The sequence below is a fragment of the Streptomyces sp. LaPpAH-108 genome (assembly GCF_000373625.1).
Taxonomy (GTDB): Bacteria; Actinomycetota; Actinomycetes; order Streptomycetales; family Streptomycetaceae; genus Streptomyces.
On record NZ_KB891993.1, the window covers coordinates 289,352 to 314,256 of the forward strand.

General features: G+C 71.1%; 27 protein-coding genes. 15 read left to right on the plus strand and 12 right to left on the minus strand.

Annotation, left to right across the window (positions count from 1 at the left end; all coding sequences use genetic code 11):
- The first annotated feature begins 2 nt into the window (after positions 1–2).
- Complete coding sequence (locus B079_RS31895; protein ID WP_018546199.1) at positions 3–1,397, plus strand: MATE family efflux transporter; 1,395 nt, start codon at positions 3–5, stop codon at positions 1,395–1,397.
- 51 nt (positions 1,398–1,448) lie between these two features.
- On the opposite strand, the gene B079_RS0112770 is transcribed toward B079_RS31895, so the two are convergent.
- The 4 genes from B079_RS0112770 to rpmB all read right to left on the minus strand — a co-directional run bounded on the left by B079_RS0112770 (position 1,449) and on the right by rpmB (position 3,684).
- Complete coding sequence (locus B079_RS0112770) at positions 1,449–2,393, minus strand: M56 family metallopeptidase (protein ID WP_018546200.1); 945 nt, start codon at positions 2,391–2,393, stop codon at positions 1,449–1,451.
- A complete protein-coding gene (locus B079_RS0112775; protein WP_018546201.1) occupies positions 2,390–2,773 on the minus strand; it encodes a BlaI/MecI/CopY family transcriptional regulator in 384 nt (127 codons plus the stop codon). Before B079_RS0112775 ends, B079_RS0112770 begins: the two co-directional genes overlap by 4 nt.
- A gap of 369 nt (positions 2,774–3,142) precedes the next feature.
- Complete coding sequence (rpsN, locus tag B079_RS0112780; protein ID WP_018546202.1) at positions 3,143–3,448, minus strand: 30S ribosomal protein S14; 306 nt, start codon at positions 3,446–3,448, stop codon at positions 3,143–3,145.
- Positions 3,448–3,684 (minus strand): 50S ribosomal protein L28, encoded by a 237-nt coding sequence (gene rpmB / locus B079_RS0112785; RefSeq protein WP_018546203.1) that lies wholly within the window; start codon positions 3,682–3,684, stop codon positions 3,448–3,450. Before rpmB ends, rpsN begins: the two co-directional genes overlap by 1 nt.
- A 68-nt stretch (positions 3,685–3,752) precedes the next feature.
- Here rpmB and rpmG point away from each other — a divergent pair, with 68 nt between their 5' ends.
- From rpmG to B079_RS35510, 5 genes are all read left to right on the plus strand, one after another.
- Positions 3,753–3,917: a 50S ribosomal protein L33 gene (rpmG, locus tag B079_RS0112790; protein ID WP_018546204.1), complete on the plus strand. Its 165-nt coding sequence runs from the start codon at positions 3,753–3,755 to the stop codon at positions 3,915–3,917.
- A 29-nt stretch (positions 3,918–3,946) separates the two neighbouring features.
- Positions 3,947–4,201: a type B 50S ribosomal protein L31 gene (locus B079_RS0112795; protein ID WP_018546205.1), complete on the plus strand. Its 255-nt coding sequence runs from the start codon at positions 3,947–3,949 to the stop codon at positions 4,199–4,201.
- On the plus strand, positions 4,201–5,352 hold the full coding sequence (locus B079_RS0112800; protein ID WP_018546206.1) for a CobW family GTP-binding protein: 1,152 nt from the start codon (positions 4,201–4,203) through the stop codon (positions 5,350–5,352). Before B079_RS0112795 ends, B079_RS0112800 begins: the two co-directional genes overlap by 1 nt.
- Before the next feature lie 37 nt (positions 5,353–5,389).
- Complete coding sequence (gene rpsR, locus B079_RS0112805; RefSeq protein ID WP_018546207.1) at positions 5,390–5,626, plus strand: 30S ribosomal protein S18; 237 nt, start codon at positions 5,390–5,392, stop codon at positions 5,624–5,626.
- Positions 5,627–5,817: 191 nt separating this feature from the next.
- Positions 5,818–6,216 carry a hypothetical protein gene (locus B079_RS35510; protein ID WP_018546208.1) on the plus strand — a complete coding sequence of 133 codons (399 nt, stop codon included), beginning with the start codon at positions 5,818–5,820 and terminating at the stop codon, positions 6,214–6,216.
- Between the two features lie 331 nt (positions 6,217–6,547).
- Here B079_RS35510 and B079_RS35840 read toward each other — a convergent pair whose 3' ends face one another.
- A complete protein-coding gene (locus B079_RS35840; protein ID WP_026248638.1) occupies positions 6,548–7,177 on the minus strand; it encodes a GTP-binding protein in 630 nt (209 codons plus the stop codon).
- A 412-nt stretch (positions 7,178–7,589) separates the two neighbouring features.
- On the opposite strand from B079_RS35840, the gene B079_RS0112825 reads away from it, so the two are divergent.
- The 8 genes from B079_RS0112825 (at position 7,590) to B079_RS0112860 (ending at position 16,140) form a co-directional block, all read left to right on the plus strand.
- Positions 7,590–8,243: a choice-of-anchor M domain-containing protein gene (locus tag B079_RS0112825; RefSeq protein ID WP_018546210.1), complete on the plus strand. Its 654-nt coding sequence runs from the start codon at positions 7,590–7,592 to the stop codon at positions 8,241–8,243.
- A gap of 14 nt (positions 8,244–8,257) precedes the next feature.
- Entirely contained in the window at positions 8,258–8,905 is a 648-nt protein-coding gene (locus tag B079_RS0112830; RefSeq protein ID WP_026248639.1) for a choice-of-anchor M domain-containing protein, read from the plus strand.
- 181 nt (positions 8,906–9,086) lie between these two features.
- Positions 9,087–10,589 carry a Y4yA family PLP-dependent enzyme gene (locus B079_RS0112835; RefSeq protein WP_018546212.1) on the plus strand — a complete coding sequence of 501 codons (1,503 nt, stop codon included), beginning with the start codon at positions 9,087–9,089 and terminating at the stop codon, positions 10,587–10,589.
- Positions 10,586–11,923 carry a pyridoxal-phosphate dependent enzyme gene (locus B079_RS0112840; RefSeq protein WP_018546213.1) on the plus strand — a complete coding sequence of 446 codons (1,338 nt, stop codon included), beginning with the start codon at positions 10,586–10,588 and terminating at the stop codon, positions 11,921–11,923. Before B079_RS0112835 ends, B079_RS0112840 begins: the two co-directional genes overlap by 4 nt.
- A 56-nt stretch (positions 11,924–11,979) precedes the next feature.
- Complete coding sequence (locus B079_RS0112845; protein ID WP_051095120.1) at positions 11,980–13,143, plus strand: aminotransferase class V-fold PLP-dependent enzyme; 1,164 nt, start codon at positions 11,980–11,982, stop codon at positions 13,141–13,143.
- Between the two features lie 80 nt (positions 13,144–13,223).
- Complete coding sequence (locus B079_RS0112850; protein ID WP_018546215.1) at positions 13,224–13,985, plus strand: class I SAM-dependent methyltransferase; 762 nt, start codon at positions 13,224–13,226, stop codon at positions 13,983–13,985.
- 514 nt (positions 13,986–14,499) lie between these two features.
- A complete protein-coding gene (locus B079_RS33255) occupies positions 14,500–15,228 on the plus strand; it encodes a hypothetical protein (RefSeq protein WP_051095078.1) in 729 nt (242 codons plus the stop codon).
- Between the two features lie 261 nt (positions 15,229–15,489).
- Complete coding sequence (locus B079_RS0112860; RefSeq protein WP_026248640.1) at positions 15,490–16,140, plus strand: GNAT family N-acetyltransferase; 651 nt, start codon at positions 15,490–15,492, stop codon at positions 16,138–16,140.
- A 152-nt stretch (positions 16,141–16,292) separates the two neighbouring features.
- Here the strand turns inward: B079_RS0112860 and B079_RS0112865 are convergent, their stop codons facing one another.
- The 7 genes from B079_RS0112865 to B079_RS33260 all read right to left on the minus strand — a co-directional run bounded on the left by B079_RS0112865 (position 16,293) and on the right by B079_RS33260 (position 24,327).
- Positions 16,293–16,853 (minus strand): GNAT family N-acetyltransferase, encoded by a 561-nt coding sequence (locus B079_RS0112865; protein ID WP_018546217.1) that lies wholly within the window; start codon positions 16,851–16,853, stop codon positions 16,293–16,295.
- Positions 16,854–16,888: 35 nt separating this feature from the next.
- On the minus strand, positions 16,889–17,836 hold the full coding sequence (locus B079_RS0112870; protein ID WP_018546218.1) for an anchored repeat-type ABC transporter permease subunit: 948 nt from the start codon (positions 17,834–17,836) through the stop codon (positions 16,889–16,891).
- Positions 17,833–18,588 (minus strand): anchored repeat-type ABC transporter ATP-binding subunit, encoded by a 756-nt coding sequence (locus B079_RS0112875; protein ID WP_018546219.1) that lies wholly within the window; start codon positions 18,586–18,588, stop codon positions 17,833–17,835. Before B079_RS0112875 ends, B079_RS0112870 begins: the two co-directional genes overlap by 4 nt.
- The gene (locus tag B079_RS0112880; RefSeq protein WP_018546220.1) at positions 18,585–19,520 is read right to left on the minus strand and encodes a TIGR03773 family transporter-associated surface protein; all 936 of its coding nucleotides are present in this window, start codon (positions 19,518–19,520) and stop codon (positions 18,585–18,587) included. The genes B079_RS0112875 and B079_RS0112880 overlap by 4 nt, the downstream gene beginning before the upstream one ends.
- A complete protein-coding gene (locus tag B079_RS0112885; RefSeq protein ID WP_018546221.1) occupies positions 19,517–21,088 on the minus strand; it encodes an anchored repeat ABC transporter, substrate-binding protein in 1,572 nt (523 codons plus the stop codon). The genes B079_RS0112880 and B079_RS0112885 overlap by 4 nt, the downstream gene beginning before the upstream one ends.
- Positions 21,089–21,193: 105 nt before the next feature.
- Positions 21,194–22,954: a TIGR03773 family transporter-associated surface protein gene (locus tag B079_RS0112890; protein ID WP_106432296.1), complete on the minus strand. Its 1,761-nt coding sequence runs from the start codon at positions 22,952–22,954 to the stop codon at positions 21,194–21,196.
- Positions 22,955–23,088: 134 nt separating this feature from the next.
- Positions 23,089–24,327 (minus strand): choice-of-anchor M domain-containing protein, encoded by a 1,239-nt coding sequence (locus tag B079_RS33260; RefSeq protein ID WP_158684976.1) that lies wholly within the window; start codon positions 24,325–24,327, stop codon positions 23,089–23,091.
- A gap of 402 nt (positions 24,328–24,729) precedes the next feature.
- On the opposite strand from B079_RS33260, the gene rpmF reads away from it, so the two are divergent.
- Positions 24,730–24,900 carry a 50S ribosomal protein L32 gene (gene rpmF / locus B079_RS0112900; RefSeq protein WP_018546223.1) on the plus strand — a complete coding sequence of 57 codons (171 nt, stop codon included), beginning with the start codon at positions 24,730–24,732 and terminating at the stop codon, positions 24,898–24,900.
- Positions 24,901–24,905 lie beyond the last annotated feature (5 nt).

Sequence of the window (24,905 nt, forward strand, 5' to 3'; positions counted from 1 at the left end):
CCATGCCGACCACCTTCCTCCGCGACGGCCGCGCGCTCGGCGCCCTCGCCGTCCCCCTCGTCCTCACCCAGCTCGCGCAGGTCGCCCTGACGACCACCGACACGGTGATGATGGGGCTGCTGGGCACCACCGAACTCGCGGCGGGCGGCCTCGCCATCGTCGTCTTCAACCAGATCCGCACCATGGGCGTCGGCCTGGTCACCTCCGTCGGCAACCAGATCGCCGCCGCGGCTGCCCGGGCCGAGCGAGGCGGCACGGACGGTGCCGGGACGCAGGAGGAGGCGCGGGACGAAATCCGGGGCATCGTCCGGGCCAGTCTCGCCGTCGCCACCCTGGCCGGAGCCGTCGGCGCCCTCGTCATGATCCTCATCGGGCAGGCCCTGATCGGGCTCGGGCAGGACGCCGGTGTCGTCGGACTCACCCGGACGATGCTCTACGCCCTCGCACCCGGCCTGCTGCCCTGTCTGTGGTTCCAGGCGATACGCCAGTTCACGGTCGGCATGCGCCGCCCCCAGGCCCTCCTCCGGATCACCCTGGCCTCCATCGCCGTGAACGCCGGACTCAACTGGGTGCTGATCCACGGCACCTTCGGGCTGCCCCGGCTCGGCCTGACCGGCGTCGGCATCGCCACCTCCACCGTCTATCTGCTGTCCTTCGCCGCCCTTCACCTGGCCGCGCGGAGGGACAGCGAGCTGGCACCCCTCCTCACCCTCGACATCACCCGCGCGGACGCGGCCACCGTCAAACGCCTCCTCGGCCTGGGTGTCCCGATCGCGGCCACCTACGGCTCCGAAGCCGGGTTCTTCTCCGTCACCGCGCTGATGGCGGGCTCCTTCGGCCCCGCCGCCCTCGCCGCGCACACCGCCGTCAACCAGCTCGTCTACATCGTCTTCCAGGTCGCCGTCGGGCTCTCCCACGCCGCGTCCATCAACGTCAGCCGCGAACTCGCCCTCGGCCATCACGACGGCGCCCGGCGCGTCAAGAACACCGCCCTCGCCTGCGCCGCCGTCGTCATGACCGTCGTCGGCGTGGTCTACCTCACCCTGCCGCGCCTCGTCCTGGCCCCGTTCCTGGAGCAGGGCTCCGCCCAGGCCCTCACCATCGCCACCCATCTGCTGATGGTCACGGCCTTCCTCCAGTTCTTCGACTGCGCGCAGAACATCGGCGTCGGTCTCCTGCGCGGTCTGGACGACACCAAGGGCGGCTTCCGCATCACCCTGATCGGCTACTGGGCCGTCGGACTGCCCGTCGCCTGGCTCCTCGCCTACGCCCTGCACCTGGACACGGTGGGAATCTGGCTCGGCCTCCTCACCGGCCTCGCCGCCACGGCCCTGCTCCTGCTGCGCCGCTACGACACCACGCTCGCGGCGACCCGGCCCGCGCCCACCATGGCCTGACCCCACGCGGCGCGTACGGCCGAGCGGCGCGCGCGGCCACCTTGAGCGGCCCTACCGCGCGCCGACCAGCTGCCGTGCCGCGTACTCCACATATTCGTGCAATCCATAGGCCAGCCCGAGGGCCGTCACCGCCGTGACCACCACCGTCCCCGCCAGGGCGACGGCCCCGGCTCGCCGGGCACCCCCGCGCGGGGCCGTCGGCTCGGGCTGGAGCAGGGCCGCGACCCGCCGTGGCACCGGCCCGCTCGCCGCCGCCAACCGGGGGTACGTGCCGCCACGGCCGTGGGACGATCCGGCCAGGGCCGCCCGTGCGATGGCCGCGGCTGCCATCCGCCGGTCGCCCACGACCGTGGCCGCCGCCTCGTCCGCCCACCGCTCCAGGTGGAAGGCCAACGATTCACGCAGCCCCCGAAGGGCGGGATGGACGACGGCGGCAAGATCGACCACCGCCGACAACAGGTGATGGCGCCCGGCCAGATGAGCCCGCTCGTGGGCGAGCAGCACCTCGCGCTCGCTCGCCTTCAGCGCCCGCACCATCCCGGAGGTCACCACGACCCGGCCGGGGCGCCCCCTATATCCGGGAAGCGCGAAGGCGTCCACGTCGGCCGCCGGGATCACCAGCAGATCCCCGTCACCGGTTCCCGCACCGGCCGTCCGCCAGGCGCGCTCGAGCAGCGAACGGTGCCGCGCCCATCGCCGGAGCAGCAGCACGAGCTGGACGAGCATCACCGCGCCCGCCGCACCGGCGAACGGGACCGCGGCCGGCCACACCTCCAGCACCCGGGGCAGGGACACCCGCTCCAGCGAGGCGAGGAACGGTACGTGGAACAGACCGATCAGCGCCGCGATCGTGCCGCCCGCCAGAAGGACGGCCGCGCCCGTCAGCGCCCAGCACGCCTCGCGCGGCGGAAGCACCAGGGCCAGGCGCCGGGCGACCAGGGCCGCGCCCCACGGAAACACGAGGGCCAGCATGACCAGGACCAGGACATAGGTCACTCGGGGTCGTCCTCGGCTTCGAGCAGCAGGCGGCGCAGGGTCTCCTCGTCGTCCTCGGACAGAGCGGACACGAACCGTTTGAGCACCAGGTCGCGCTCGGGCTCGCTCTCCAGCTCACGACGCATGCGGTCGGCGACCAGCCCCGCCGCGTCCTCCACCGGCTCGTACGCGAAACCGCGCCCGGCGGGGATACGGCGCAAGGTGCCCTTCTCATAGAGGCGGACCAGGGTGGTGGCCATCGTCGTCCTGGCCAGCCCCTTGCCGAGCGCGGCGTTGACCTCGTGCGCGGTCATCGGCCTCCCCGCCTGCCACAGCACCGCCAGCACATCCGCGACCAGCTCGCCGTGCGCGCGCCTCTCGTCCTGCCGCTTGTCCGACATTCTCTCCCGTCCTCCCACACCCCAGGACGCCGCGCGGAGTCCGGTGCGATTTCACCTGCCGATCGTCTACATTCCTGTAGCCGATCGACGCGGACGGTCCTGAGGTGCGGCCAATCTATCGTCCCTCGCGCCCGGCGCTTCACATGCTGCGCACCCGCACATCCGCGCCGGAGCCGATGCTCACACCTCTGCAGCATGCGCCATCGCGACGCGACCGGTCGCCAGGGCGGGCAGCTCTCGGCCGGTCAAAACGGCGACGCGTGGCAGGCGTCCTCCGTCCCGCTCGCCCGAGAGAGCCCTGCGGGCCGTGGCTCCGCCGGAAGCCACGGCCCGCAGGGTCAGCGCGCGCTGATTACGGCACTCGCGCGATCACCAGGACGACTTGGTGACGCCAGGGAGGAAGCCCGCGTGGGCCTGCTCGCGCATCCGGACCCGGGAGAGGCCGAAGGTGCGCAGGTATCCGCGCGGCCGGCCGTCGACGCTGTCGCGGTTGCGCACCCTGGTGGCGCTGGCGTTGCGGGGCTGGCGGCGCAACTCCTCGGCTGCGGAACGGCGTTCGGCGTCGGTGGAGGACGGGCGGCGGATGATCTCCTTCAGTTCGGCCCGTCGAGCCGCGTACCGCTCGACGATCACCTTGCGCTTCTCGTTCTGCGCGATCTTGCTCTTCTTCGCCATCAGACCTTCCCTCCCCTGGCACGGATCCTCGCGACGGCGGCCTCGATGCCGATGGTGTCGATCGTCTTGATCGCCTTGGTGCTCAGCGTCAGGCGCACATGCCGTCCCTCACTGGGGAGCCAGTACCGCTTGCGCTGGATGTTGGGGTCGAAGCGGCGCGAGGTGCGCCGATGCGAGTGGGAGATGTTGTTGCCGAAGCCCGGCTGGGCGCCGGTCAGTTGGCAGTGGGCGGACACGGAGTTACCTGCCTCTCGTCGTACGACTGGTTTTGGTAATGGAAACCATATTCAATATAGTAGCGGTCATGGCACGCACCGACGCACGTCCGGTCATCAAGCTCCGCTCCACCGCGGGCACCGGCTACACCTACGTCACCCGCAAGAACCGCCGGAACGATCCGGACCGCCTGGTTCTGCGCAAGTACGACCCCATCGCCCGCAAGCACGTCGACTTCCGCGAGGAACGCTGACCCCCGCCCAGCCCCTGAAGGAGCACGTCATGAAACCCGGAATCCACCCCGCGTACGGCCCTGTCGTCTTCCGCGACAAGGCGGCCGACCACGCCTTCCTCACCCGCTCCACCGCGACCAGCGACAAGACGATCGAGTGGGAGGACGGCAACACCTACCCCGTCGTCGACGTCGAGATCTCCCACGTGAGCCACCCCTTCTACACGGGCACCGCCCGCGTTCTCGACACCGCGGGCCGCGTCGAACGGTTCGAGCGCCGCTACGGCCGGCCCGAGGCGAAGTGATGCGGGACTCCCGGCTGCCCGTCGTCATCGTCGGAGGGCTCCACTCCGATGCGCGCAAGGAGGTCGTCGACCGCCTGCTGCGGGCCGTCCCCGGCAGCGTCGCCCTCCATCACAACCTGGCCGGCGCAAAAGAAGGCACCGTGCGGCGCACGGTCCGGGACGCTTCGGGCGAGCTGTCCCGAGGTGAGGCCCCGCTCGTCAACGACTGCGCCTGCTGCGCGCTCCGCGAAGACCTCGTCCCCGAGTTGGAGCGGCTGGCGGAGAGCGGGCTGACCCGGCTCGCGATCGTCGAGCTGTGGGACTCGGTCGAGCCCAAGCCCATGGCCGAGGTCGTGGTCGCGCACGGAGGTGACGTACTGGACCTCACCAACGTGATCACGGCGGTCGACCCCGCTCTCGTCCTGCCCTACCTCGGCAACGGCGACGACCTGGCCGAGACCGGTCTCGCGGCCGCCGCCACCGACCAGCGCACCGTCGGCGACACGTGGGCCCGGCAGCTGGAGTACGCGCCCGTCCTCGCACTCGTCGATAGCGAGGAAGCGGACGACGAGGACCGCGCACTCCTCGCCCAACTCCACCCGACCGCCCGCAGGGTGGCCGTCGGCTCCGGCGAACTCGCGCAGGCCGCCTTCGCCGGTTTCGACGTCGAGTCGGCGGCCGACGCCCAGCATCCGGCCTGCGCCCTGCTCCCCCAGGAGGCCGACGAGGCGGGAGTCACCACCCTCGTCTGGCGCCGTCACCGCCCCTTCCACCCAGGACGTCTCTACCAGGCGCTGGAAGACCTGTGCTGTGCGGCTGCCCGCAGCCGGGGCCGGTTCTGGCTCGCCGACCGCCCCGACACCCTGCTCGCCTGGGACGCGGCCGGGGGCGCGCTGTGTGTGGAGAACGCCGGTCCCTGGCTCGCCTCGCTGCCGGACGCCGCCTGGGAGATGGTGTCGCCCGTACGCCGGGCGGCAGCGGCCCTCGACTGGCACCCCGAGCACGGTGACCGCTGCCAGCACCTTGTGTTCACCTCTCCCGGCCTCGACCGCGACGGCCTGGAACGGCTCCTCGAGTCCTGCCTCCTCACCGATGCGGAGTACGCCGGAGGGCGCGAGGCGTGGCAGTACCTTCCCAGCGCGTTCGACTCCCTCCTCGATCCCGTCCCCTAGGCCCCCAGCCGATTCGATCCCAACCCAAGGAAATCCCATGGCCCGCCGCCCCGACGCCCGCAAGCCCCTGAAGCCCCGGCGCAATCCCCTGGACGCCGCTGGAATCACCTACATCGACTACAAGGACACCGACCTGCTGCGAAAGTTCATCTCCGACCGCGGCAAGATCCGCAGCCGCCGGGTCACCCGCATCACCGCCCAGCAGCAGCGGCAGATCGCCACGGCCATCAAGAACGCCCGGGAGATGGCCCTGCTGCCCTACGCGAGCCGCTAGCGACACCCGCTCCGCCCGCCATTCCGGGGTCGCCCTGCTTGCTCCGCGCCCTTGCGGGTTCATGCCGCAGGGCGACCCCGGACGGCCCGACGGCGACGTCCGCCCGAGTGCCCAGTCCCCCACCCGCCGGAGTGCGCTCGCCGCTGCCGTCACGACGGATACCGGCCTTCTCAGCAGGGGTGAAGGAGACGATGCACCCGCACGCGCGGCGTCAGTTCGTCGACATCGCCCGGCACAAGGCCGTCTTCGACAAACTCGTCGAGTTGGACGCGCCCTGCTTCGCGCTGAAGACGGACAGGGCGCCTTTCGACGACCCGGACGCGGCGATGGCCGTGAAACTCCTCGTGGACCGGGAGCGGCTGGTGGTGGTCAACAGGCCACCGGAGTCGCACTTCACCGATGTGCTGTCCAAGGGCACCGTCACCAACCGCACCCTGGCCGGGCTGCTGCGGCAGGGCGGCGTGTTCCTCGACGCCGACCACATGTACGACGAGTCGGCACCCCGCCTCGACGCCGCCATGAGCGCCCTGCTCTCCCGGCGCCGGGAACGGCAGCGGAGCGAGGGCGCCCTCGACTGGGCCGACTGGTAGAGCAACGTCGCCGACGATCCCGCTCTCGCCGAAGCTGCGGCCCGCCCCGTTTCGCCCTGCTGGGCGACCCCCGCGCGCCCCGGCCCGCGGATGTACGGCGCGACCACCCCACGGCCACCGGCTGGCATCTCACCGCCCTTCGAGAACAGGGCTTAGCCGAGGCACGACAGGTCATCGGAAGCCGGTGCTGTCGATGAGCGGATCGGTGAAGGATGTCCAGCCGTCACGGCCGAGCGACAGTTCGGCATCGCTGAGCAGGGCCGCGTCGAGCGCGGCGCGGATCCGCCCGGCGTCGATGCCGACGCCGGTGAAGACGATCTCGTTGCGGTGCTCACCGTAGTAGTCGTGCCAGAACCAAGAGGCGAGTGTCCGCCGCCGGGGCGAGACCGCGGTCCAGGGCCTGCGGGTCGTCGGCTTCCAGCCACCGGCCCGCCTCCGCCAGCTCCAGATGGGCTCCGGCCGTACGCCAGGTGACGACGGAGTCCGGTCGGCCGGGCAGCCAGAGGTGGCCACGGCTGCGCACCACACCGCGCACCACACCGCGCACCACGTCGGCGAGCGCCGCGGAAAGCCGCTCGGGGTGCAGGGGCCGACGGGCCCTCCACAGGACGGACTCCACACCCTGGTCGGGTCCGCGTCCGAGGCGCGGCATGGTCACCGGGTCCAGTCGCGCCCGCCATTCCTCGCTCGCACCTGGAAGCCCGGCCCGGACCAGGGCCGGTGGAAAACCGTCCTCGTGGGCCGTGTCGACGGCCGGTGCGAGGAGCACCGCGCGGGGGTTGAGCCGGCCCACCAAGGCGGCCCCGGGAGCCTGCCCGGCACCGTCCTCCGCCTCGGGAACGAGCAGCACGTCGGCCGCTTCCACCTGCCGGGCAGCGGCTTCGGCCAGGGTCACCCGTTCGCCGGGGTCCTGCCCGCCCCAGAGTCGTACGGCTCGGTGGACGCAGCCGATGTCGCTCACGCAGGAGGTCCAGGTTCTCGGGGCAGGACGAGGACGACGTGGGACCGCTCCGTCGTACGCCACAGGGTGTGGAGATCCTGACGGAGGATCACCGCGGGATCACCCGTCGCACCGTGCGCCACGGCGTCCCGGAAACCCGCGTCGACGCCGGACACGAAACGCTGGACGACCGGAAGGGCCGCGTCCCTGTCGTGGATCGCCACGCACGGCCGCGACCACGACACCGAGTGCTGCACGCAGCAGACGGTCCACAGCCGCACCCCGGACTTCCGGGGTGTTCCCCGCGACCGCCACCCCGCCGCCAAGACCGCCCACGCGAACGGAAGTTGAACCCGCACACCATTGCGAGACGCGTGAAAATGATTACCATCTTCATGCGTGGCCCAGAAGGGGCCACCGAAAGGAGCCTTCCGTGCGCCATCCCGTCCGCCTGCTGATGGCCGCAGGCGTCATGGTCGGAACTCTCATCACCGCCACACCGGTTCAGGCAGCCGACCAGGTGGTTCTGAGCAAGGGCCACGTCGACGTCGTCGGCGTGGGGTACGAGGACGGAGAGCTGCAGCTCGCCGTTCACGACGAGAGCTCGGGCGACGAGGTCGAGTACGCCCCGGAGAGCGTCCGGCTCCACGCGCTGCCCGCCGCCAGGACCACCGTGCCCGACGACCCGGCGTACGCCTTCCTGGGTGACGCGGGCGACAAGGTCTGGATACTGCCCGAGACCCAGAACCCGGACCTCCTGTGGGCCGGATTCGGCGCCGAGGAGCTGGAGTCCGGCGTCCTGCGGGACGACACCGTCGACGCCGAGTTCCTGTCCCTCCAGGGCCCCGGGAAGCTCGCCGTCTACACCGACGACGTGTTCGGCTCCCCCGGATCCGTGCTGGTCGACAGCGGCGACGGCCTGCCCGACACCGTCACCCTGCACGCGGGCGACCACACCCACGCGAACTGGGCCTTCACCGCAGCCGGCACCTACAAGATCCGCGTCAAGCTCTGCGGCCACCTCGCCGCGAACGGTCAGCCCGTGCACTCCCGCACGGCGACCTACACCTTCAAGGTCCTGAACTAGAAGGAGCAGCAACCATGCATTCCGCCCTCAGACTTGTGGGCCCGCTCGCCACCGCGGTCGCCCTGCTGGGACTGGTGGCCTCACCGGCCCAGGCCGCCACGGTGCTCACCAGCGGCCACGTCGATGTCGTGGACGTCGACTACGCCGACGGCGCCCTGTCCGTGAACGTGCTGGACGGCACCGGTTCCACCAGCGTCGAACGCCCGCCCGGCGACGTGACGTTCCGGGTTCCGCTGGCCGCCAAGCACACCAACGTGCCCGCCACACCGGCCTGGTCCTTCCTCGGCACCGGCGGCACGGCGTGGATCCTTCCGCAGAGCCAGGCTTCCGGCCTCCTGTGGGCGGGCTGGAACACCACGGAGGTCCCGTCCGGGGTCTTCCGGAACAACCGCGTGTCCTTCCGGCTCACCGACGTCAGCGGCCCCGCCGGGTTCAGCGTCTACACCGCCGCCGGGTCCACGCCCACCGTGCTGTTCGACAGCGGCGACGGCCTGCCCGACACCCTCGACGTCAACGCGGGCGCCCACACCCACGCGAACTGGGGCTTCGACGCGCCGGGCACCTACACGGTCACGTTCGACGTCACGGGTGTGCTCAGTTCCACCGGGGCCACGGTCTCCTCCGGGCCGAAGCAGTTCACCTTCGAGGTTCTCGACAGCTGACCCCGTGCCCGACCGGCGGGCCGGAGCACCTCCCCCAGGTCTCCGGCCCGCCTCCGCGGTGGCGGCGGCCGGATACGGCCCGACAACTCGTACTGTTTCCCGTTCAGTTGGGCTTAGCAATGCTTGTACCTGGAAACGACTACTCCCGAACAGCAGCCGGGCACAGCAGGGAGGGGTCCTCATGGAAGCGCCGCTGTACCTGCGACCGCGCGTGGAACCGCCACTCGGCGCGTTACTGGACGACGGACCCTTCCTGCACTCGCTCGTCGCGGCGCTCGGGTCACCCTTGAACGTGCTGCTCCCGCAGACGATCGCGGAGAACCTGGCACGTTTCCGGGCCGTGTACCGGAGCCACCACTTGACCGGGCGCGTGTTCTTCGCGCACAAGGCGAACCGTTCCAGCGCCCTGGTCCGCAGGCTGGCGGCCGAGGACCCGGCCGCCGTCGGCATCGACGTCGCCTCCCTGGGGGAGCTGCGGCACGCGCTGGGCAGCGGGTTCACCGGCGACCGGATCATGGCCACGGGCCCCAAGAACCCGGAGTTCCTGTGGCTGGCCGCCCGGGTGGGCGCGACCGTCGCTCTGGATTCCCTCGGCGAACTGGAGCAGTTGGCCGGTCTGGTCCGGACGTACGGCCTTCCCCGGGTGGACGTGCTGGCGCGGCTGTCCGGGTTCGAGGCGGCCACCGGGCCGGGGCGGCCCGCGACACGCGTGCTCTCACGGCGCAGCCGCTTCGGTGTCCCGGTGCGGGAGGCCGGGGAACTGTGGCAGGCGCTGGAGCGGCACCAGGACGCCGTCGAACCGACGGGTCTCGCCTACCACTTGGACACCACCGGCGCGGAGGAGAAGATCCGGGCCCTGGAGCAGTGTGTGCTGCTCATGGACGAGGCCCGGAGCAGGGGACTGTCCCCCCGCGCTCTCGACATCGGCGGGGGTTTCGGAGTCGGCTACCTCGCCGACGCCGCCCAGTGGGAGCGCTGGACGACGGCGCTCAACGAGGCGGTGCTGGGCATCCGTCCGCCCCTGACCTGGGGCGGCCACGGCTACGGGTTGCGCAACGAGGGCGGGACCTTGCGCGGGGCCGCGGCCCTGTACCCCGCTCATCGCGGCAGTGCCGGGCCGGGTTATCTGGACGGGCTGCTGTCCGCGTCCGGCCCGGTCCTCGGACGGCCGTTGTCCACTCTTCTGCTGGAACACCTGCACGACCTCCATGTCGAGCCCGGCCGTTCGCTCGTCGACCAGTGCGGGCTGACCCTGGCCCGCGTGGCGGAGGTGCGCCGCCTGGACGCGGACCACGGACCGTATCTGGTGCGCCTGGAGATGAACGCGGGCGACATGAGCCTGGAGGAGCACGGAGTCCTGGTCGACCCCGTGCTGCTGCCCCACGGCGCCGGGGCGGACACGGCGCGCGGACCGGAGCCGGTCGGCGTGCACCTCGTCGGCAATCTCTGTCTGGAGGCGGACCTGATCACCCGTCGGCTCGTCCACCTCCCACGGCTCCCCCGCGTCGGCGACGTACTCGCCTTCGTCAACACCGCCGGGTACGCGATGGACTTCCGCGCCACCCGGGCGCAGCGCCGGCCGGTCGCGCGTACGGTCGCGGTGGAGCGTACGGAGGGCTCCTGGCGCTGGTGCCCGGACGAGGACTACTGGCCGATCACCCACCCCGAGGGAGCGCCGTCATGAGGTACGACAGCATCACCGAGGCCATCGGCAACACCCCGCTGGTGCGCATCGACGCGGACGTGCACGGGCTGGGCAACATCGATCTCTACGCCAAGCTCGAACTGCTCAACCCCTTCGGCTCGGTGAAGGACCGGCCCGCCTGGCACATGGCGCGCCCGCTCCTGGAGGCCGCCGCCGACGGGGACGGGACGGTGGTGGAACTCTCCAGCGGCAACACGGCCAAGGCGCTCGCCCTGCTGGCGGGCATGCACGGGCTGAGGTTCAAGAGCGTCACCAACCGCATGCGGGTGCCCGAGATCAAGGAGCTGCTGCTGCTCCTGGGAGCGGAGATCGAGGAACTTCCCGGCCGGAGCGAGTGTCTTGATCCGACCGACACCGACGATCCGCTGACCCGGTTCCATCAGGCGCTCGCCGAGCCCGGCAACGCCTACCTCCACACCGACCAGTACTTCAATCCGCGCAACGCCGAGGCCCACGCCATGGGCACGGGGCCCGAGATCGTCAAAGACCTGGACGGACGGGCGCCCGACTGGTTCATCGCCTGTGTGGGCACCGCCGGTTCGTCCACCGGCGTCGCCCGGGCGCTGCGCGAGCACCATCCGCGGGTGGGGGTCGTGGGGCTGGTGGCGCACAAGTCCGACTTCATCCCCGGCATCCGGACGATGGACGAGGTCCAGCAGGTCGGTCTGTTCGATCCGGCGACGTACGACACCATCGAATCGGTGACCTCCCAGGAGGCCATCGACGGGATGATCACCCTCATCCGCCGGTGCGGTGTGCTCTCGGGCCCCACCGGGGGTGCCGCCTACCACGGTGCGGTACGCCGTCTGCGGGCCGTCGACGCCCGGCTGGCGCAGACCGGCGAGCGTCAGACCGCCGTCTTCATCGTGTGCGACCGGGCCGAGAGCTACCTCAGCTATGTGCGGGAGCGGCGCCCCGAGGTGCTGGGCCGCCCGGCCCGCGGTCACTCGGTGGCCTCCCTCACGGAGGCCGAAGTCCAGGAGAGGGGAAAGGTGTTGGCCGTCGCCGACGCACGGAGCTGGACGGCGACGGCAGATCCGCGCCCGCTGGTGGTCGATCTGCGCGGCCCGCACGCCTACGCCGCCCTGCACATCGAGGGGTCGATCAACATCGTCGACGAGCTGTTCGAGGAACTCGTCCGTACCGGGCTGCCGTTCAGCAAGCGGACGCCTCTCCTGCTGGTCTGTCCGGTCGGCGAGAAGTCGTTGCGCTTCGCCGCGCTGCTGACCCGCATGGGGCATCCGGACGTCCGCAGTCTGGCGGGCGGTGTCGTCGCCTGGCGGGACGCGGGCGCGCCGTTGGTGCGGGAGTGAACGCCGTGCCCCCTTCCGGCGGAACGCGTCACGATGCCGTGCTCTGGCAGCGGCGCATGCGGGAGCAGTTCCCCATCGTCACCGCCCACCCCGACGTGTCCTATCTCGACAGCGCGGCGACGTCCCAGAAGCCCCGAGCGGTCCTGGACGCGGTCCACACCTATCTCACGACCGTCAACGCCAATGCGGGACGCGGCACTTACCCCTGGGCCAACCGGACCACGGAGCTGGTCGAACGTACCCGCGCCCGCGTCAAGGAGTTCCTGGGAGACCCCGCCCCGGACGGTTCCTCCGTTCATTTCACCAGCGGCACCAGCGAGGGGCTGCGTGCCGTGGCCCGCGACTGGCTCGTCCCCCTGCTCGAGGACGGCGACGAGATCGTCGTCCCCTTCGCCGATCATCGCGCCAATCTGGAGCCGTGGCTCGAAGCGGAGCGGCTGCTGGCCGAACGCGGCGTGCGGGTCCGCGTACGGGCCCTGCCGTGCCAGGACGTCTCCGGGGACTACGACCACCGCGCCTTCGCGGAGGTCATCGGCCCGCGGACCCGGTTCGTCGCGGCCACCCACGTCCACCATGTGTACGGCGGCGACATGAACGTCCACCGCATCCGGGCCGCCGTCGGTCCGCACGTGCCGATCTGTCTGGACGCGGCGCAGAGCATCGGGCACTCCCCTGTGCGGGTCGGTCCGGACGGACTCGACGTCGACTTCGTCGTGTTCTCGGGTCACAAGGCGATGGCTCTGCCCGGCTCCGGCGCGGTGTGGGCCCGCGACGTCCGGGGGCCCGCCTTCCGGCCGGGCGGCTGGCAGGGCACGCCGAACACCGTGGGCATCGTCTCGCTGCTCGCCGCGCTCGACTGGCTCGACGAAGCGGGCGTGGAGCGGATCGAACGCTGGACGGCCGCTCTGGCCACCCGGCTGACCGACCGGCTGCGGCACCTCGACGCGTACGACATCCTCGGCTGCCCCACCAGTCTGGCCGCGGACGCCTCGGTCCCCCCGGCTCAGCGGCGTCTCGGCATCGTCAGTTTCCGGCACCGTGACATCCCGTCCGACGACCTCGGTTTCATCCTCTACAGCCACGGCTTCATGGTGCGGGCCGACAGCCTGTGCCAGGCCGGTGCGAAGGAGAGCGACGGTGTGGTCCGGGTGAGCCTCCATGTCTACAACACGGAGGAGGAGGTCGACCGCCTGCTGACCGTGCTTGTGTCATTGGCATGAATGGCAATTGATAACCGTTTCCAGCTGTAGATTGCTCGGTACCACAAGAGGTGAGCGACGGAAAGAGGTGGCGCGATCCGATGGGCGTGAGCATGGCTGCGGCCAAGGACTGGGTGGAGCGCTGGGAACGGCAGCAGCAGCGCTACGCGGTGGACCGCGAGGAACGGTTCACGGTCATCGCGGACGTGGTCGAGCACGTGGTCACCGGCCGCTCCCGGCCGCTCCTGCTCGATCTGGGCTGCGGACCGGGCTCCCTGTCGGCCCGGCTCGCCGCACGCCTGCGGGACGCCGAGATCATCGCCGTCGACATGGATCCCCTGCTGCTGGAACTGGCGCGCACCCACCACGCGGACGCCGCCCGCTATGTCGAAGCGCTGATCGGCACGGACGGCTGGACCGACGCCCTGGAGGCCGACCGCCCGGTGGACGCCGCGGTCTCGACCACGGCTCTGCACTACCTGGCCGAGCCCGCCCTGCTGGACACCTACCGCACTCTGGCGGGCCTGCTGCGGCCGGGCGGCGTGCTCGTCAACGGGGACCACTTCCCGCCCGCCGACGGGGCGTGCGGAGGCGTCACCGCGCACGTGGGACGCCGCCGGGCCGAGCGAACGGACGCCCACGCCACCGAGGACTGGCAGTCCTGGTGGGCGGCGGCGGCCCAGGACCCCGAACTGGCCGACCTGTTCGACGCACGGCGGCGTGTCTCCGCGTGCGGCGGAAACGGCAGCGGTCACTTTTCGGCGGCCCACCACACAGAACTGCTGCTGCGGGCAGGCTTCGCACACGTGGCACCGGTCTGGCAGTACGGGGACAGCTGCGTGCTGGTGGCGGTCAAGGGCTGAGTTCCCGGTGCCGTAGGCGGGTGTTCAGTATCGAAGAGAGTGACGTCGTAGCCAACTCGATTGGCGTCGTTCACTCGGGATGTCGTCGGCTGCCGGAAGTTCTACCGCTGGGCGGGTAAGCGCTACGGGGTCTTGGATCCGTTCGACGAGATGGAGTACGGCCGCGGTCGGCGGCAGGAGAACGTGAAGTGTCTCGATCCGGCGGCGATCCGGCGGTGGCGGGATCTGGGGGTACGCGGCCGAGGGCTGGACGGCCGGGTGGACCGCCAGTGGCGGGGCCGCAATGACCAGCGGGACGGCGCCTTCGTCGACGGGCTCTACGGCACGGGCCTGCGGCTGTCGTCACTTCACGTGCTCGCTGGCCGATCAGTGCGCCAAGGGCGGTTACGGCTACACCTACTGGATGCCGCGGGCGGTGGCGTCGTGAGTGCACGCCTACCGTGAGGGTGCGCGGGCCCGGGCGGTTCGGCGGCCCCAGGAGGCAGGTCGCTACGAGTCGGTCCACGGGCTGAGAGTGGTGCGCCTGTCCGGCAAGGGACGGAGGGTCGGAATCCCCGATGGGAGGGGCGGCACGGCCGAGCACACGTGGAATGACCTGTCCCCGCAGGTCAGGAAGCGTTTGTTCGGGGAGGGGCCGCAGGGTCTGGAGCCGTTGTGGCTGTGGCTGAACGAGGACGGGATGCCGCGGGACGCGTACGGCTGGCATCACACGTTCGACGCGGCCAACGCACGTATCGTCGGCCTGGGGCTGGAGCACTTCAGCCGCACGGCCCATATGCACCGCCGCTCCTTCGCCTTGAAGTGGTTCTCGGTCGCCGAGCTCGTCTTCGCACAGCGGCTCGGGCACCTGTCGCAGGAGGAGATGCGCGACTTTCGTGAGCAGTTCGGCGACCACTGGCACCTGGTGCAGACGATGCTCGGCCACCGGCGGGTGGAGACCAGGAAAGAGGTCTGCCTCGAGCCGTTTCGCAACCTGCAGGTCGAGCTGCTGCTCGCGCACGCGGACGGCTACGTCGACAGCCGTAAGGACAAGGTCGCCCGGGCCGGAGACGAACTGACGGACCTCAAGCGGCTGCTGAAGCCGGGACCGGCGGGTGCCGGGTGGGAAGACGATCACTCTCCAGGAAGGACACGCCGACGGACGGAAGGCGCTCAGACACCGAAGACGGACGGGCCGACCCCGCCACAGATCATGCTGATGCAGCCCAATCATTGTTGCAATCTCTTCGCAATAGAGGCATAGGCTGTCCCCTGCCGATCACTCACCCGAAAAGGGGGCGTGCCTGATGGGCATCTACGCGCTTCCCGACCTGCCCTACGACTACGCCACGCTGGAGCCGGCCATCACGGGGCAGATCCTGGAACGGCGCCCTCGCCGACGCCATCGACGAACACTTCGGCGGCTTCGAACAGTTCAAGAAGCAGCTCACCGTCGGCAACACCACCGATGTTCTTCGTGCAATAGATACATTCCAGTCAGCCGTTACCTGCGCCGGGGGGCGTTTTGTCTTTCACGAACACGGCCGAGGCCATACGAGCGTGGGTCCACGGCTGGACCGTTTCACGCGGCGCAGCCGACCCCACCCCCACTTCCTGGGGCTTCAGCGTTGACGTCGGCCTCCCCGGGCATGTCGTGCGCCACGTCCTGTCAGCTGCGGACGAAGCGACCGTCCGCAAGATCACCGAGAACCCAACCGCACCCGGCGTATGGCTGAAAACGCCCGCATCGCCGGAAATGCTCGAACAGTGGCTCGGGCCCGGCTGGTCCCTCGCCGGCGGACCCGGCTTCCTGATGTCCGCCCCACCGCACGCCGCCCATACCGAGGCCGCACCGACAACCGCCGATGGCTACCGGCTGGACACCTGGACCCGGGCCGGCGTCGCCCGCACTCTGGTGCGCACCACCGACGGCGCGTTCGCCGCACGTGGCCAGGTTGCCATCACCGGCCGGGCCTTCGTCGTCGACCAAGTCGAGACCGATCCCGCCCACCAACGCCGCGGTCTGGGGCGCCTGGTGATGCACACGCTCGCCAACATCGCAGCCGGACAAGGGGCCACGGCAGGTGTTCTGGTCGCGACACCGGAAGGCCGAGCCTTGTACGAGACGGTGGGATGGCACGTGCTGGCTCCGCTGGCCAGCGCCATGCGGAGCTGAGACCCGCTCGATACCGATCGAGATGTTGCTTCCTGACGCCCTTCGGATGTGGTCCTGGCCTGTGAACAAGGCACCCTGACGAAGTAGGTCGACAACAGGCGAAAGAAGCGAGATAACCGCTGTGCGGGGGTACGCCGGGCATGGAGCCGGGCTCACAGTGCGAGGCTCATCAGGATCTCGTCGCGGTCGTCATCGGGCCCGACCCGCAGGGTCTTCGGCCAGCGGCCGACCTCCGTCCAGCCCGCCTTCCGGTAGAAGTCCTCCAGCCCCAGGCCGTCTCTGACGCCGAGCTTCAGCCGCTCCAGGCCCATGTCGTCCCGGGCGGTGCTCGCGGCGTGACGCATCAGGGCGGCCCCGATGCCCCGTTTCCGGAAGCCGGGGTGGGTCTGCACATGGTTCACCACTCCGCAGTGCGCCTCGAGCGGATGGGTCTGGCGGCCGAGGACCAGCCAGCCCGCGAGGGCACCGGCGACGGTCGCGACGAGAAGAGTGCTCCGGCGCGGAGCCAGCCCCTGGACGACGCGGGCGGTCGCCGGGGCGAGCCCCGCCGCCGTCACCGGCGCGGGCGGGCAGTCGGGCGGGATCACCGCTCCGCCACCGTTGATCACCGCTGCCCAGCAGTCGGCGAGCGCGTGCTCCAGGGCGGCGGAGACGTCCTGGGGACGGGTGATCCGCGCGAGCGAGAGCGCGGACGTGGTCTCTGAGGTCGTCACGTCCAGCAGCTTGCCAGACCCCGCCGCCCTTCCGGTCAGGTCTCCGCCCGCCGCGCCTCAGGGCGTGGCGGCACCGCGCCGGTCCCGGTGGCGGGCTCCCCGGTCCCCGGTTCCCGCGCCGGGGAGGCGCCGCCGTCCCGACGCCGTCCGGCCGTCAGCAGTCCGTGCCGCGGGGCGAACAGCCAGCACAGGACGAACACCGCCGTGACGACCAGGACGATCAGGCCGCCCGCCGCGAGGTTGTACGTGTAGGAGAGGTACAGGCCCACCACGGCCGACCCGGCACCGATCGCGGGCGCCAGGGCCATCATGGCGCCGATGCGGTCGGTGAGCAGCCGTGCGCAGGCGGCGGGAGTGATGAGCAGGGCCAGGACGAGGATGTTGCCGACGGCCTGCAAGGAGATCACCACGGTCACGGTGACCAGCGCGTAGAGCACGATGTCCAGGGCGAACACGGGCAGCCCCGCGGCCCGCGCGGTTTCGCGGTCCAGGCTGACGGTGACCAGCTCCTTGTGCACGGCCGCGGCCACCAGGAGCAGCAGCAGGCTCATCACCGCGACGGTGACGACGTCGCCGTCGCTGATGCCGAGAATCTGTCCGAACAGGAAGGACTCCAGGGATCCGCTGTATCCGGGTGCCGTACTGAGGATGACGATGCCCAGACCGAAGGCCGCGGCGAAGAACACGCCGATGACGCTGTCCTCCTTCAGTCTCCGGTTCTGCGAGAACACCGCGACCGCCAGTGCGGTGAGCAGACCGGCGACGGCGCCGCCCAGGACCAGGTTGAACTGGAAGACGAAGGCGATCGCCACCCCGGGGAAGACGGAGTGGGAGACCGCGTCGCCGATGAAGGCCATGCCGCGCAGGACGACGTGCGCGCCGATCACCCCGGAGACGATGCCGCACAGGACCGCGACGGCGAGCGCCCGCCGCATGAACAGGTGCTCCCACGGACCGGTGAGGAAGTCCAGCGCCGTGCTCATCGGGTGACCCCCAGGGATGTCAGCAGTTGTGCGGAGCTGGCCACGCCGAACGCGCGCAGCCACACCTCCGGATCCCTCAGGCTCGCGGGCGGGCCGTCCGCGATCACGGTTCTGTTCAGCAGGCACAGCCGGGTGGCCATGTCGGCGGCGGCCGGAAGATCATGAGTGGTCATCAGGAGTGCCTTGTCCTCCTGCCGCAGTTCGCGGAAGAGAGCCGTGAGCAGTTCCTGGGTGGGGACGTCCAGCCCGGTGAACGGCTCGTCGAGCAGAAGCAGTGCCGGGCGCAGGGCCAAGGCCCGTGCCACCAGGACGCGTTGGCGCTGCCCCCCGGACAACTCCCCGATGGGGCGGTGCCGGAGGTCCGTCATGCCGACGCGGTCCAGCGCGTCGCAGACCGCTTCGCGGTCGTCGCGGCCGGGGCGGCGCAGCCAACCGACGGCGCGGGTACGCCCGGTGAGCACGGCCTTCTCCACCGACAGGGGGAAGTCCCAGGCGAACTCGTGGCGTTGGGGAACGTACCCGATGACCCCCCGGGCGCGGTCGACGGGCCGGTCCTGAAGGCGCACGGCCCCGCTGTGGGGGCTGAGCAGGCCGAGGACGGTCCGCAGGAGAGTGGTCTTGCCTGCTCCGTTGGGCCCGACGAGCGCGACGAGTTCGCCGGTGCGCACCGTCAGGTCGATGTCGTGGAGGGCCAGGCGTCCGCCCAGTTCCACCGCGAGCGAGCGCACCTCCAGTACGGGACTCGTCGTCATTCACTGTTCCTCTCCGTCGTGCTCCGGTTCACCGCGGGCCCGTCGCCTTCCGTGCGGGGGCGGCGCCGCAGGACCACCACGACCGCCGCCAGCGCCGCGACCACGGCGGCGCCGGTCCCCCACCACAACGGCGCCGCGGATTCACGGTCGGCCGGAGCCTGCTTCGGGGGCTCCGGGGACGCGGTGGACGCGCCTGCGGCGAACGCCTTGCGCGGGTCCTGCGGACCGACGGAGAACCGAAGGGTCCTGGTGTCGGTGTGGCCGGTGCCGTCCTTGGTCTTCGCGCTCATCCGGATCCGCAGGAGGTAGGTGCCGGGACGGGTGAAGGCCCAGTTGCCGTGGACGTGGCTGTTGACCTCGATCCCCGTCTCCTGGGGGAGCTTCTTGCGCGCGTCGAAGACGACGGTGGGGGTGCCGAAGCTGCCGTTGAGGAAGAGGAGGAAGTCGCCCGGGCCTTCCGCTCCGAGCAGCTGCCAGGTCACCTCGCGGTCCACGGTGGCGGCGACCTCGGGGTCCTGACTGTTCCAGCCCGGCCACAGCACGCCTTCCTGCTGCACCTGGGGCAGCAGCCAGACACGGCTGCCCGGAGCGCCCAGGAAGCCGAACGCCCTGTCCTCGGGCACCACGACCCTGGCGCGGTCCTTGACCTGGAGGACGACGTCCTCGGTGTCGCGCCACACGGCCGGTCGCCCCGTGTCGTCGCGGATCTGCACCGTCCAGCGGCCGTGGTCGAAACGGGGGCCCATGTCGATGTGGCCGTCGCCGATGACGGTACGGCCCCGGCCGGTCTCGGTGGCCGCGTCGGACTCGGCGCCGGGTGTGGGGGACGCGGCGGGGACCGCGACGGCGGCGGGCGGACTCGCCACGGTCAGCAGGGCGGCGCCCGCCACGAGGAGCGCGCCGGTACGGCGTCGGGAACGGGTGCTGTTCACTTCTTGTTGCCTCCGAGGCAGGAGCGCAGCTCATCGGCGTTGTGCCGCATCATGTCGGTGTAGTGCCGGACGTGGTCGTCGAAGGCGTCGCCGTAGAGCGTGCACACCTTGACGTGCTGGTCCTCGGCGACCTGGGTGAGCACCCCGGCGCGCTGGACCAGATTGGGTTCCATGAACACGGCCGGAACTCGGAGGTTCCTGATCGTGCGGGAGAGCTTGCGGACGTCCTCCGCGCCGGGTTCCTGGGCGGGGTTGGGGACGACGAAGCCCGCGACGGTCATGCCGTAGGCATCCGCGAGATATCCGAAGGCGTCATGGGTGGTGATCAACTGCCGCCTGTCGGCGGGGATTTCGGCGATCCGGGTGCGCACGTACCGGTCGAGGGCATCGAGCCTGCTCTCGTACGTCCGGCTGTTCGCGTCGTAGGCCGCGGCGCCCCGGGGATCCCGCTTCTTCAGCGTGTCCCGGATCAGCTGGACGTACGACTTCGTGTTCTGCACGTCCTGCCACAGGTGGGGGTCGATCTCACCGTGCACATGCTTGCCGAGCACGGCCTGGGGGAGCTGGTAGATCTCGGTACCGGGGCGGCCGAGGAAGGCGAACCGCTTTCCCGGGGGGACCTTGTCCAGGGCCCGGTTGGGGACGTCGATGACCACGTCACCGGGCGGTATCTCCTCCTGGGTCCTGCCCTTGGTCCGCAGATCGGTGAAGGCGGACATCCGGCCGGTGTCGATGTTGACGGTGAGATCGGTGTGGCCGTCGTCCAGGACGGTGTCCCCGGGCCCCGCCACGGTGTGCGGGTCGACGCCGACGGCGAAGGTGAACGTGCCCTTGCCCACCGGCCGGGGCGTGCCTCCGGGGTTCCTCAGCCTGGCTTCCAGCGTGAGCCGGTACACCCCGGGCTCGGTGAACGCCCAGTTCAGGTGGGTGTGCGCGGCCGGTGGCAGGGTGGTGGTGTCCTTGGCGTCGAAGCCGTCGGCGGAGTCGAAGTAGATGTCCGGCTGTCCCAGGGACTCCGTCAGATAGGCCACCAGGTCGCCGGGCCCCTTGATGTCGGTCGCCGAGAGCAGGATGTCGGAGGAGCGCGTCGCCCCCCGCTCCTCGCCCTCGCCGCGCACCCGCAGCCCCAGCCAGAGCACGTCCAGGCCGATGTTCTCGACCAGGGGGATGACGTGCGCGCCGTAGGTCTCCGACGCCTCGGCGAGAGAGACGTTGGGAGTTCCCTTGCGGGCGTTGGAGTCCACGGTCTTGATCAGGGCGTGCTCCTCCAGGAGCAGATGGTTGGTGAAGGTGACGTCCGCCCTGGCCACCGCGTCGGCGTCCCTGGGCGTGGGCTCGTAGGAGTGCGGGTCGCCACCGGGCGGCACGATCGAGTCGACCTGGACCCGGTCGCCGCCGACCTGGCGGACGAGGTCGGCCAGGATCTCCGTGGTGGTCACCACCCGCAGGGCCGCGTCGGGACGGTCCGCCTCGGCGGCGGGCCGGGCATGTCCCTTGCAACCGGTCAGCGTGGCGCCGAGGACGACCGCGGCGGCCAGCGCCCGGATCATCGGGCGGGGCAGAGGCATGAGAAGTGAACTCCCTGGAAGGGGGCGGCGCCGGACTGCCGAGCAGCCCGGCGCCGCCCGTGGAGAGGTGCCCGCCGGTGGGACGGGCATCCGTGAACGGCCGGATCAGTCGCCGTGCCGGGCGGCCGGGGTGCGCCGCCGTGCTGCCCGGCTCATACCGACGGCGGCGGCACCGCCCAGGACGAGCGCCCCGGCCGCACCGGCCAGCGCTTCGGCCGGGACGCTGCCGGTGTGCGCGAGGCTGCCGCCGGTACCGCCGCCGCCCGTAGCGCCGCTGGAGGAGCCCGAACCGCCCGTGGACGTTCCGTTCGAGGAGCCGCCGTCCGTGGCTCCGCCGGTCGATCCGCCGGTGCCCCCACCGGAGCCTCCGTCGCCGCTGCCGCCCGGGGTGACCTCGGCGGGGTCGACATCGCCCACGGCGAAGGTGTAGGTGCGGGTGTCCGTGGCGGTCCTGCCGGACGGCAGTGTGCCGCTGAGCTGGAAGGTCAGCTTGTAGACGCCCTGCTCGCCGAAGCCCCAGTTGGCGTGCGCGTGCACGCCCAGGCCGACCTTCTGGGAGTCGGGCAGGCTGTCCCCGCTGTTGTAGAGGACCTGTGCTCCGCCGAGTCCGGCGGTCTCCCAGACGGCCACCGGTCCGGGCCCGCTGACCTTGGTCAGCTTCATGTCGAGCGGCCCCTTGAGGTCCCCGCCGCCCAGTGCCTCGGTGTTCCATCCGGCCCACACCACGCCCTGCTTCTGGACCTGGGGAATCAGCCAGAAGTCGCTTCCGGGCTTGCCGAGGAAGGCGTACGTACCGGAGTCGGGCACCTTCTCCTTGGCCTGTGGCTTGACGTGGACGACCACGGAGGACGGTTCCCGCCAGACGATGTCGCCGGGATTGCGGCTGTCCTTGAACAGGGCCCGCAGCTTTCCGTCCACCATCTTGCCCGCGATCGCGTCCACATGGCCGTCGTCGATGACGACGTGCTGTGTGGCGATGCCGTCGCTCTTGTCCGGCTGTGCCGCCGCGACGAGCGGCCGGAGGGCGCTCTTGGCGGTGCCCTCGGCGTTCCCGCCGCCGCGTCCGGCACCGGTGGCGGCGGGCGACGGCGTCACGGAGGCGGCACCGGACCGCGACGGTGCCGGGGAGCCGGAAGGCGTCGACGCCGTGCCGGTGTCGGTGTCGGTGTCGTCGGTGACGCGGACCGTCCATCGCCGGGTGGCCGTCGTCGTCCGGCCGTCGGCGAGCCGGGCCGTGGCCCGCGAGGTGAGGCGGTACCTGCCCGGCCGGGTGAAGGCCCAGGCTACGTCACCCGTCCCGCCGGCCGGCAGCGCCTGGGCGTCGGGCAGGTCGTCGGCGCTGTCGAACAGTACCTCCGGGGCCGTGGCGGCCGGGTCGGCGGTGGTCCGCGGGTGCGGTGCGAACACGATGACGTCACCGGGTCCTTCGACGCCGGTGAACTCCCACTCGACCTTGCCGTCGGCGAGTTCGTCCGCGGGGACTCCCGTGGTGTCCCACTGGGGGATCTCGTCGCGGCGGCCCGGGCCGGAGGAGGAGCCGTCCAGCATCCACACCGGGTCGCCGGTGCTGCCGAGGAAGGCGTACCGGTCGCCCTGCGGCACCACCGTCTTCGCCTCCGGTCCGAGTTCGAGGTCCACCGCGCCGGGCGTGCCGGACGACCCGGGTCCGGCGTCCGCGCCGTCGTCCAGCGACAGGGAGAGCGCGTCGGCGTCCAGACTCACGACGACCCGGGGTACGGCGGCACCCGGCGTCCGGCCGGTTCCGCCGGGAGTACCGGCGAAGGCCACCGGCGACAGCACGGCGGTCAGCACGACGGAACCTATGGCTCCGGCGGCGACTCCGCGCGGATTTCTGGCTGTTGCCATGAGGTGAGTTCTCCTCGGTCGTGCGACGGCGCGCCCGGCGACCGTCGCGACAGCTCGTTGAAGGAAGGGAGGGGGAGACTCGGCCCGGGCTCGTCCGGGGCGAGGCGGGCAGCCGTCCTGTCCCGTGCCTCGGGTCAGGACGCGTTCGCGCCCGGCGTCGTCCCTGATGTCCCGCGTGACTTGCGGCGGTACAGATACATCGAGGTGCCCGCGCCCACTCCCAAGAGGGCCGCTCCCCCCACGCCGAGCGGGATCGCCATCCCGGCTCCCGTGTCCGCGAGCTTGCCTCCCGCCGGACCACCGGTCGTCGTGCCGCCGGTGGAACCGCCAGCCGTGGAACCGCCGGTGCCGGAACCGCCACTTGTGGAATCGCCTGCCGTGGAACCGCCGCCCGTGGAACCGCCGTCGGCCGAACCTCCGTCGGCGGCGCCCCCGTCCATCGAACCGCCGTCCGTTGTCCCGCCGGTCGTGGAGCCACCGTCGGCGGAGCCGCCACTGGTGGCACCGCCACTCGTGGAACCTCCGGCCGCCGTACCGCCGCCGTCCGCAGCACCCCCACTTGCCGGGCCACCGCTCGTGGAACCGCCGCCCGTCGAACCCCCGTCGGCCGAGCCACCGTTCGAGGAGTCGCCCCCTGTCGATCCGCCCTCCGACGAACCGCCGTCGGTGGAACCGCCGGTCGTGGAGCCACCGTCCGCCGAACCGCCCCCGGTCGCCCCACCGACCGTCGAACCGCCGTCGCCGGGAAGCGACACCTCGTCCAGGTCGACGTCTCCGACCGCCATGGTGAAGACCTGGCTGTCGGAGACCTCCTCGCCGGAACCGAGCGTCGCCTTGTAGGTGAACGTCATCCGGTAGACGCCGTCCTGGGTGAAGACCCAGTTGGCGTGCTCGTGCGTGCGGGCCGGGACCTCATAGGTGTCGGGCAGGCCGTCCCGGGTGTCGAAGCGCATCATCGGCTCCCCGAAGGGAGTCCACTCGAAGATCAGCAACTCGCCGGGGCCCTCCACCTTGTCCAGCGACATGGTGAAGTTCCCCTGGATGTCGGTGCTCTGGAACGCTTCGGTGCTCCAGCCCGCCCAGAGCAACGCCGGATCCTGTGTCTGGGGGATCGAGTAGAAGACGTCACCGGGCGCGCCGATGAAGGACAGGCCGTCCGCCGGGTCGGGGATCGTCTGCCTCCCCTTCGCCGTCAGGTGCATGATGACGGAGCCCGGCTCGCGCCAGACGACGTCGGATGTCCTGCTGTCCTTGAACAGGGTGCGGAACGCGCCGTTCACCAGGCGCGGCGCGACGGCGTCGACATGCCCGACGTCGATCACGGTGCGCTCGTCCGCCACCTCGCTCGCCGCCGGTTCCGGCGCGTACGCCACGGGGACGGCGTACGCCGCGGCCCCTCCCCCGTCGGCCGACGCCACCGAGACGATTCCCGCCGCAGTGAGCGCCAGTACCCCCATCACACACGCGGACCGCGTAGTCGATCTCATCGCCCCTCATCTGCTCACGAGCCGCGCCGGTCGAGCGCGCGGCGGAATCGGGCTCCGGGCCCTTGAGAAGTGCGCGCGGCCCCCAACTCCCTGGCGGGAGAGGGAAATCTGGTCCGTGCGACCGCATCAGAGCATAAGCATGATGGTAATCATTTTCAATAACCTGCCAGGACCCGGCGGGGGCCGCGCACACCGCACCCCGGCTGCCCGGCCAGATTGTTGCACATGAGATTCGTTTTCATATAGCGTGAGCGTCACCTTCCCGACCTCACCCGAGGAGAAACCCACATGGCCGTTCCCAAGCGGAAGATGTCCCGCAGCAACACCCGCCACCGGCGCGCCCAGTGGAAGGCGTCCACGCCGACGCTCGTCCCGGTCACCGTGGACGGCGTCTCGTACCTGGTGCCGCAGCGGCTGGTGAAGGCGTATCAGCGCGGCCTGCTGCGCCCCGAGGACTGACACCG

Bases quoted from the DNA above. Each gene is read 5' to 3' on its own strand.
- B079_RS0112775 (WP_018546201.1), bottom strand. From the start codon at position 2,773: ATGTCGGACAAGCGGCAGGACGAGAGGCGCGCGCACGGCGAGCTGGTC.
- B079_RS0112795 (WP_018546205.1), top strand. From the start codon at position 3,947: ATGAAACCCGGAATCCACCCCGCGTACGGCCCTGTCGTCTTCCGCGAC.
- B079_RS0112870 (WP_018546218.1), bottom strand. From the start codon at position 17,836: ATGAGCACGGCGCTGGACTTCCTCACCGGTCCGTGGGAGCACCTGTTC.
- rpsN (WP_018546202.1), bottom strand. From the start codon at position 3,448: ATGGCGAAGAAGAGCAAGATCGCGCAGAACGAGAAGCGCAAGGTGATC.
- B079_RS0112890 (WP_106432296.1), bottom strand. From the start codon at position 22,954: ATGGCAACAGCCAGAAATCCGCGCGGAGTCGCCGCCGGAGCCATAGGT.
- B079_RS0112800 (WP_018546206.1), top strand. From the start codon at position 4,201: ATGCGGGACTCCCGGCTGCCCGTCGTCATCGTCGGAGGGCTCCACTCC.
- rpmG (WP_018546204.1), top strand. From the start codon at position 3,753: ATGGCACGCACCGACGCACGTCCGGTCATCAAGCTCCGCTCCACCGCG.
- B079_RS31895 (WP_018546199.1), top strand. From the start codon at position 3: ATGCCGACCACCTTCCTCCGCGACGGCCGCGCGCTCGGCGCCCTCGCC.
- B079_RS0112830 (WP_026248639.1), top strand. From the start codon at position 8,258: ATGCATTCCGCCCTCAGACTTGTGGGCCCGCTCGCCACCGCGGTCGCC.
- B079_RS0112835 (WP_018546212.1), top strand. From the start codon at position 9,087: ATGGAAGCGCCGCTGTACCTGCGACCGCGCGTGGAACCGCCACTCGGC.
- rpmF (WP_018546223.1), top strand. From the start codon at position 24,730: ATGGCCGTTCCCAAGCGGAAGATGTCCCGCAGCAACACCCGCCACCGG.
- B079_RS0112845 (WP_051095120.1), top strand. From the start codon at position 11,980: ATGCGGGAGCAGTTCCCCATCGTCACCGCCCACCCCGACGTGTCCTAT.
- B079_RS0112875 (WP_018546219.1), bottom strand. From the start codon at position 18,588: ATGACGACGAGTCCCGTACTGGAGGTGCGCTCGCTCGCGGTGGAACTG.
- rpsR (WP_018546207.1), top strand. From the start codon at position 5,390: ATGGCCCGCCGCCCCGACGCCCGCAAGCCCCTGAAGCCCCGGCGCAAT.
- B079_RS0112850 (WP_018546215.1), top strand. From the start codon at position 13,224: ATGGGCGTGAGCATGGCTGCGGCCAAGGACTGGGTGGAGCGCTGGGAA.
- B079_RS0112885 (WP_018546221.1), bottom strand. From the start codon at position 21,088: ATGCCTCTGCCCCGCCCGATGATCCGGGCGCTGGCCGCCGCGGTCGTC.
- B079_RS35510 (WP_018546208.1), top strand. From the start codon at position 5,818: ATGCACCCGCACGCGCGGCGTCAGTTCGTCGACATCGCCCGGCACAAG.
- B079_RS0112840 (WP_018546213.1), top strand. From the start codon at position 10,586: ATGAGGTACGACAGCATCACCGAGGCCATCGGCAACACCCCGCTGGTG.